This is a genomic window from Streptomyces sp. ActVer, from assembly GCF_027270795.1.
In the GTDB taxonomy this organism is placed as follows: Bacteria; Actinomycetota; Actinomycetes; order Streptomycetales; family Streptomycetaceae; genus Streptomyces; species Streptomyces umbrinus_A.
In genome coordinates this window covers 1-7,348 of sequence record NZ_JAPWHT010000496.1, presented here as the reverse complement: position 1 = coordinate 7,348, position 7,348 = coordinate 1, and the positions used below count along the sequence as shown (strand labels likewise).

The following is a 7,348-nucleotide window of genomic DNA, read 5'->3' as shown; positions in this document are numbered from 1 at the left end:
CAGGCGCCGGTGCCGGTTACGCGGCCACCGGGCGGCCGTACGGTCCGATCGGCGCCGGAAGCCGAGAGGTGCCCGTCAGCCGGCGGTCCACCGCTGCCGCCACCGCCCGCCCCTCGGCGATCGCCCACACGATCAGGGACTGGCCACGCGCGGCATCCCCCGCCGCGTACACGCCGGGCACGTTCGTCGCGAAGTCCGCGTCGCGGGTGAGCGTGCCACGGGGATCGAGCGCGAGTCCGAGCTGGTCGACGAGGCCGTCGGAGCGGTCGGGGCCGGAGAAACCGAGCGCGAGCAGCACGAGGTCGGCGGGGAGCACCCGCCCGGTCCCGGGGCGCGGGCGGCGTTCCGCGTCGACCTCGATCAGATGCAGCGAACGGACCCGCCCGGCCGCGTCACCGGTGAATCGGAGCGTCGACGCCGCGAAGAGCCGCGCGTCCGCGTCCGCCGCGGGTGCCGTCTCCAGGTCCCGGGCCTCCTCGTGCGCGGCCGACAGCCGGTAGATCTTCGGGTACACCGGCCACGGGTCGGCGTCCTCGTCCCGCTCCGCGCCCGGCTGCGTATAGATGTCCAACTGCGTCACGGACTTCGCACCCTCGCGCACCGCCGTACCCAGACAGTCGGCACCCGTGTCACCACCGCCGACGATCACGACATGCTTGCCCGCCGCCGACAGCGGTGACGTCTCCAGATCCCCCTCGCACACCCGGTTGGCCAGCGGCAGATACTCCATTGCCTGATGGATCCCGCTCAACTCCCGCCCTGGGACCGGAAGTTCACGCCAGGCCGTGGCGCCCACGGCGAGGACGACCGCGTCGTACCTGGCCCGCAACTCGGCCGCCCCGACGTCCCGGCCGACGGCGGTCGACGTACGGAACTTCGTTCCCTCCGCCCGCATCTGGGCGATCCGCCGCTCCAGGTGCCGCTTCTCCATCTTGAACTCGGGGATCCCGTACCGCATCAGCCCGCCGATCCGGTCGTCCCGCTCGTACACGGCGACGGTGTGCCCGGCCCGGGTCAGCTGCTGCGCCGCGGCCAGCCCGGTGGGCCCCGAGCCGATCACCGCGACCGTCCTGTCGGACAGCCGGTCCGGCGGCCGCGGCGGCGCGAATCCGTCCTCCCAGGCCCGGTCGGCGATGGCGACCTCGACGTTCTTGATGGTGACCGCCGGCTGGTTGATCGCCAGGACACAGCCCGCCTCGCACGGCGCGGGGCACAACCGGCCGGTGAACTCGGGAAAGTTGTTCGTCGCGTGCAGCCGGTCGCTCGCCGCCCGCCAGTCGTCGCGCGAGACCAGGTCGTTCCAGTCGGGGATCAGATTGCCCAGCGGACAGGCGTCGTGGCAGAACGGGACACCGCAGTCCATGCACCGGTCGGCCTGCGTGCGGATGATCGGCAGCAGAGCCCCCGGGACGTACACCTCGTCCCAGTCATGGACCCGCTCCCCGACGGGGCGCCGCGGCCACTCCTCGCGGGAGGCATTGAGGAAACCCTTGGGATCGGCCATGGCCGTCTCCCTCACGTACGTGAACGGGGCCCGTACGGTCTCCGTCTCCGACGCCATCGTCCGGGCGGCGGGCCGAGGGCCTGTCGGCAGACTCTTCCCGCCACAATACTTCGCCGTGGCCGCGCCCGCCTCGGACGTGCGCGGGCACATCCACCGGGGGCGCGGCCACGTGGGCCGACGAGCGCGAACCGGGTACGACTCAGGTCAGCGCCAGTACGTACGAGATCGACGCGGCGGCCGACGCGGCCGTGCGGACGTGGTTCCACATCGACCACTCGCTCACGTACGTGGGCCAGTAAGCGACGGCCTCCGGCGTACCGGCATCCATTGTGGCCAGCTTGTTGTTGCGCGGGACGTTCGCCGCGATCGTGACCCCGAAACAGCCGAACAGATACAGCGCACTGCCCAGCAGCATCTCCACCGTGCCCTCGTCGGGCCACAGCACGAAGGTGACCACCGCGAGCACGGCGCACATCACCGCCGAACCGATGAACACGAACATGAACGCCGGCATCAGCGCGGTCACGTTGATCGCCTGCATGGCGGCGACTCCCTGCGCCGGCGGCAGCGCGGCGAGTCCCTTCATCACGAACGTCGAGAACCCACAGAAAACACCGGCCACCAGCCCGGTGCCGAGCACCCCCACCATGGTGATGACGAAGTACGGTCCCTCGATCATGGCAACTCCCGCGTAAGCAAAACCCTTGGGCAACAACTCGCGCACCGCTCCCAGAACCGCCGGTCGGGACGACCCCGAACCCCAAGATCCTGCCCGGCACTCCCTGTCACCACAAGTGAAATCCCGTACGGGAAGGGTGACCATGGCCGAGGGGCTCAGGGGCATGTCCGGTCGTCTCGGGCGGGGTCCGGGGCAGGGTGTGGTTGAGGGCTGTTCGGGCGAGGGGCTGGGGGCCGCCCGGTGCCGGGTGCCGGGTGTCCGGTGGTTGGAAAGGACAGCGGCATCCAGGTGCTGCTCGCTCACGCCCGCTCTGCCCCGCCCGTGCCCGCGCGCCACCCCGCGAGCGTCGTCTCGACCGTGGGCGCGATCCGACGCCGGGCCTCATGCCGCGGAACGCCGCTCATCAGCAGCTGGTCGTACGGGGTGTCCGTGTGCCGGACCGCGGCGCGCACCGCCGATGCCACCGCTCCCTCGGACAAGGCACGCCCGGCGGCACTGCGGCCCACCCGCCCGCTGCCCCGCACCGAGGCGTGCCCGGCGATCGCGCAGGCCCGATCGTCCGGACAACCGGGAAACAGCCGCCGGATCTCCTTCGCGAACGCGTCCGTGAACCGCAGATCCTCCGTGGTCCGCCGCCGCGCGTCCCGGGCCCGGCGCCGCCGCCGAGCCTCCGCGTCCGCGAGGCAGCGCTCCTCGGCCCGCGCGAGCGCCTCCTCCTCGACGAGCACACCCTGCCGCTCGTACCGGCCGCGCCGCCGGTTGAACCGTACGACCACCGCCGACAGCGTGCTCCCCTCCCGCGATCTCCGCGTCAACGCCGTGTCCCCGCGCGGCAGAAACACCAGATGCCCGAGGTCGGCGCAGTCGAGACACCGAGGCGTCCCCTCCTCCAGCACCAGCAGGGAGAGCGGCCCGCCCCGGCACTCGGCGCAGTGCCGCCGCTTGACCGGCTGGACGACGAGAAGTCCGGTGCGGGTCGGGGGAGTTGTCGTGGTCGTCATGAGTGGATCATTCCCGCCGGCGAGGCGGTCCGCCCGGTTCACGCCGAGAAGCCGACGATCCGTTCGGGCACGACACGGACGATCACGCGGACCTCGTCGTCCTTCTCCGAGGGAGGGGCGATCCCGAGGTACTTGTGCGAGAGCTCGTGCGGGAGGCGCTTGTCCTCGTCGGGGAGGATCTCGGCGGTGCCGCGGATCTCCACCGAGGTGTAGGGGTTGGCGAGGTCGTAGACCGAGACGCTGATCCGGGGGTCGCGCCGGAGGTTGCGGATCTTCTGCCGACCGTCTGTGGAGGAGAAGAGGACGGTGTCCCCCTCGCGTTTGAACCAGACCACCGAGTTCTGGGGAGCACCCCCGGGGTCGAGTGTGGCGACGCTGGCGAAGTTCTTGCCGTCGAGGAGCGTACGGACCGAGTCGTCGAATGAGATCGTCATGCCGTCAGAGTAACTATATGCGCGTGCATATAAAAGTCCTTTCGGGTGGGAATCGCGAGACGGAAGCCCTGCCTCGGATCAGCCGTTCCACGCCGGGTGGCGCGGGTCGTCCGCGCGCACCAGGACGTCGGCCGCGTCACCCGGCGCCGTCTCGCTCTCGTAGCGCTCGTACGCGGGAAGCGTCCAGTGCTCGCTCTCGGGGGTGCGCCGTCGAAGCGCGGCCGGTGAGAGGCGTACGTGGACCGTGAGGTCGAACGGGAACCAGTGATGCAGCAGTAGTGGACCGTGCATCAACAGCACGGCGCCGGGCGGTAGTTGGACGTACGGGCTCCGGGTCGCCCGGTCGGTGGCCGGGTCCCAGAGGTCGGGCAGTACACGGCCGTCGCCGCCGGCTTCCAGCGGACCGAAGACCTCGCGCCACAGGGCACCGGTGTCGAACCAGCCGTCGTAGTACGCCTCGACGTCCTGGTGGCCGTACTCGAACCGGAGCGAGGCGGGCCGCAGGAAGTCCTCCGTGCCGACGACGAGTGCGGACCGGCCGCGCAGGCGCAGGGCCTCGGCGACGCGTTCGGCGAGATCACCGGGCCGGGCGGCCGGAGCCCCGTCGAAGGCGATACGCGGCCAGGGGCTGCCGTCGGCCGGCTTCAGATCGAGCAGCCGCTCGGCGAGGAGGTCGCCGAGCCGTTCCCAGGTGATCGCTTCGAGTCGCACCCGGCCCATGATGCCGCGCGGGTGAACGGGTGTGGACGGGCGGTCCGGGCGGACGAATGCATGGGGGAACCCGGGCGGACGAGGGAAAGGGGAGGGGCCGGGCAGACGGATGGGCGAGGAGAGACCGGCCGGACAGGTGGGCGGGGAGGGGTCGGGCGGGCCGGGATGTCAGGCCGAAGCGGCGAACTTCCGGGTGCGTATCTCCTCGTACCCGGCGAGAATGTAGGGCGCCGGGACTAGCGGTGCCTCCCCGCGCCGCGCCGGCCGTCCGGCACCGGGAGGTACTACATGACCACCGCCGGAGACATCATGCACCGCGGCGCCCAGTGGATCCCCGCTCACGAGACGCTGGACCGTGCCGCCCAGCTGATGCGTGAGCTCAACGTGGGCGCACTGCCCATCAGTGACGAGAACGAACGGCTCTGCGGCATCCTCACCGACCGGGACATCGTGGTCGGCTGCGTGGCCATGGGCCATGACCCGGCACGCATCACCGCGGGGGAGATGGCCAAGGGCACACCGCGCTGGATCGACTCGAGCGCCGACGTGAGCGATGTACTCGGCGAGATGCAGGGGCACCAGATCCGCCGCCTTCCTGTGATCGAGAACAAGCGCCTGGTCGGGATGATCAGCGAGGCCGACCTGGCCGCGCATCTGACGGACGAGCAACTCGCGGGCTGGGCCGAGAGCGTCTACGCGAAGAGCGCGGCACGCTGACCCCGACGTCCCCACGGCACGACCGGGACACGCGCTCGTCCGGCCACGCGCGCCGGACGAGCGGTGTCACAGCCAGCCGTTGCGCTTGAACCCCCGGTAGAGCGTGGAGCACGCGACGGCGATGATGCCGACGGCCAGGCCATAGCCGAACTTCCAGCGCAGCTCCGGCATGTAGTCGAAGTTCATGCCGTAGACCCCGCAGACCATGGTCGGCACGGCGATCAGTGCCGCCCAGGCCGTGATCTTCCGCATGTCCTCGTTCTGCGCGACGCTGACCTGCGCGAGGTGCGCCTGCAGAATCGAGTTGAGCAGTTCGTCGAACGCGGCTATCTGCTCGGCGGCCCGCAGCTGGTGGTCGGAGACATCGCGGAAGTACGCCTGTATCTCCGGGTCGATCACCCGTATCGGCCGGGTGGCGAGATCCATGATGGGGCGGCCCAGCGGGACCACCGCCCTCTTCAGCTCAAGGAGTTCACGCTTGAGCTGGTAGATGCGCCCGGGATCGGCCCGCGCGCCGTTCGCGGCGAACACATCCGTCTCGACCTGGTCGATGTCCTCCTGCACCGAGTCCGTGACGTTCAGATAGTCGTCCACCACATGGTCCGCGATCGCGTGCAGCACCGCGGCCGGGCCCTTGGCGAGCTGCTCCGGGCGGGCCTCCAGCTCCTCGCGCAGCGGGCCCAGCGAACCGTGCCTGCCGTGCCGCACGGTGACCACGAAGTCCTGGCCGACGAACACCATGATCTCGCCGGTGTTCACCACCTCGCTGGTCGCGGTCAGTTCGGTGTGCTCGACGTAGCAGACCGTCTTGAACACCGCGAACAGCGTGTCGCCGTACCGCTCCAGCTTCGGGCGCTGATGGGCGTCCACCGCGTCCTCGACCGCCAGCGGGTGGAGGTCGAACAGCTCGGCGATGCCCGCGAACTCCACTTCCGTCGGCTCGTGCAGCCCGAGCCAGACGAATCCGCCGTCGGCCTTGCGGATCCGCTGCACCGTCTCGACCAGATCGCGGCCGGCCGGGACCCTCGACCCCTCTTCGTACGCCACACAGTTCACCACCGCGGTGCCCAGCGGAGACCGGGCGGGATGACTCAGGTCGACACGGGCGCGCCGTCGTGTCAGCCGTGCCACCCTGCGCAGGCCGCCGACCTTGCTCAGGCCCGTGACCCTTCGCAGATTCCCTGCCATGGACATCTGGATCTCCTTGCGTGGATCTCCTCGCGCCGCACTCTGCGCCTTGCCGCGGCCAGTCTGCCAGGATGTTTTGACGGCCGGGAAAGCCTGTGGGAACGGAACATTCCGCTCCGCATCCATCACCTCGACCGGTACTGACGAGGCGTCGACGGCTGTCGGCGGGCCGAGCGCGACGCGCTTGACATCGGGAGCGTCAACCATCATGGACAAGCGGGACAACTGGGATGATCGGCGCATGACGCGAACCGACGGGTACCTCCTCGACAACCGGCAGACCGAGGCGGGGCAGCGTTTCGACGCCCTCGCCGCTCTCTTCGACCCCACGACGTTCCGGCACATCGAACGGTTCGGCATCGGATCCGGCTGGCGCTGCTGGGAGGTCGGCGCGGGCGGCACGTCCGTGGTGTCCTGGCTCGCCAAGAAGGTCGGCCCCACCGGCAAGGTCGTCGCGACGGACATCGACACCTCGTGGGCCACCTCGGCCGTCCGCCCGCCGATCGAGCTGCGCGTCCACGATGTGGGTGTGGACGAACCGCCGGGGGAGGGCTTCGACCTCGTGCACGCGCGGCTAGTCCTGGTCCATGTGGCGGACAGGGAGCGGGCGTTGCACTCGATGATCAGATCGCTGCGGCCCGGCGGCCGGCTCCTGGTCGAGGACGCCGACCCGGCGCTCCAGCCGCTGGCCTGCCCCGACGAGCGCGGCCCCGAACAGCAGTTGGCCAACCGGCTGCGCCACGGGTTCCGTGACCTGCTCACCGAACACGGCGCCGACCTCGCCTACGGGCGTCGGCTTCCGCGTCTGCTCCGCGAGGCCGGGCTGCGACAGGTCGAGGCCGACGCGTACTTCCCGATCACCTCGCCGGCCTGCGGCGCGCTGGAGTCCGCGACGATCCGTCAGGTCCGCGACCGGCTCGTCGCCGCGGGCCTCGCCACGGACCAGGACATCGACCGGCACCTCGCGAACGTGGACGCGGGCGGGATGGACCTGGCCACGGCCCCACTGATCTCGGCGTGGGGGCACAAGGTGTAGCAGGGCAGGGCAGGGCAGGGTGAGGGTGCGGTGCCCGGCGGGGGCCGAAGTGGTTGCGCCTCGCCGCCGCGGGCCACG

8 protein-coding genes are annotated in these 7,348 nt (G+C 70.8%); 2 read left to right on the top strand and 6 right to left on the bottom strand.

The window, feature by feature from the left end; translation table 11 throughout:
- Nucleotides 1-16 precede the first annotated feature (16 nt).
- The 5 genes from O3Q52_RS45290 to O3Q52_RS45270 all read right to left on the bottom strand — a co-directional run bounded on the left by O3Q52_RS45290 (nucleotide 17) and on the right by O3Q52_RS45270 (nucleotide 4,338).
- Nucleotides 17-1,504 carry a glutamate synthase subunit beta gene (locus tag O3Q52_RS45290; protein WP_269654335.1) on the bottom strand — a complete coding sequence of 496 codons (1,488 nt, stop codon included), beginning with the start codon at nucleotides 1,502-1,504 and terminating at the stop codon, nucleotides 17-19.
- A 199-nt stretch (nucleotides 1,505-1,703) separates the two neighbouring features.
- Entirely contained in the window at nucleotides 1,704-2,183 is a 480-nt protein-coding gene (locus O3Q52_RS45285; protein ID WP_269654334.1) for a DUF1772 domain-containing protein, read from the bottom strand.
- A 299-nt stretch (nucleotides 2,184-2,482) separates the two neighbouring features.
- Complete coding sequence (locus O3Q52_RS45280; protein ID WP_269654333.1) at nucleotides 2,483-3,184, bottom strand: DUF2293 domain-containing protein; 702 nt, start codon at nucleotides 3,182-3,184, stop codon at nucleotides 2,483-2,485.
- 38 nt (nucleotides 3,185-3,222) lie between these two features.
- Nucleotides 3,223-3,618, bottom strand: coding sequence for a PPOX class F420-dependent oxidoreductase (locus O3Q52_RS45275; RefSeq protein ID WP_269654332.1), 396 nt, complete (start codon nucleotides 3,616-3,618; stop codon nucleotides 3,223-3,225).
- A gap of 78 nt (nucleotides 3,619-3,696) precedes the next feature.
- On the bottom strand, nucleotides 3,697-4,338 hold the full coding sequence (locus tag O3Q52_RS45270) for a uridine kinase (protein ID WP_269654331.1): 642 nt from the start codon (nucleotides 4,336-4,338) through the stop codon (nucleotides 3,697-3,699).
- A 279-nt stretch (nucleotides 4,339-4,617) separates the two neighbouring features.
- On the opposite strand from O3Q52_RS45270, the gene O3Q52_RS45265 reads away from it, so the two are divergent.
- Nucleotides 4,618-5,046 (top strand): CBS domain-containing protein, encoded by a 429-nt coding sequence (locus O3Q52_RS45265; protein ID WP_269654330.1) that lies wholly within the window; start codon nucleotides 4,618-4,620, stop codon nucleotides 5,044-5,046.
- 66 nt (nucleotides 5,047-5,112) lie between these two features.
- Here the strand turns inward: O3Q52_RS45265 and O3Q52_RS45260 are convergent, their stop codons facing one another.
- Nucleotides 5,113-6,240, bottom strand: coding sequence for a magnesium and cobalt transport protein CorA (locus O3Q52_RS45260; protein ID WP_269654329.1), 1,128 nt, complete (start codon nucleotides 6,238-6,240; stop codon nucleotides 5,113-5,115).
- A 235-nt stretch (nucleotides 6,241-6,475) separates the two neighbouring features.
- On the opposite strand from O3Q52_RS45260, the gene O3Q52_RS45255 reads away from it, so the two are divergent.
- A complete protein-coding gene (locus tag O3Q52_RS45255) occupies nucleotides 6,476-7,270 on the top strand; it encodes a methyltransferase domain-containing protein (protein ID WP_269654328.1) in 795 nt (264 codons plus the stop codon).
- Nucleotides 7,271-7,348 lie beyond the last annotated feature (78 nt).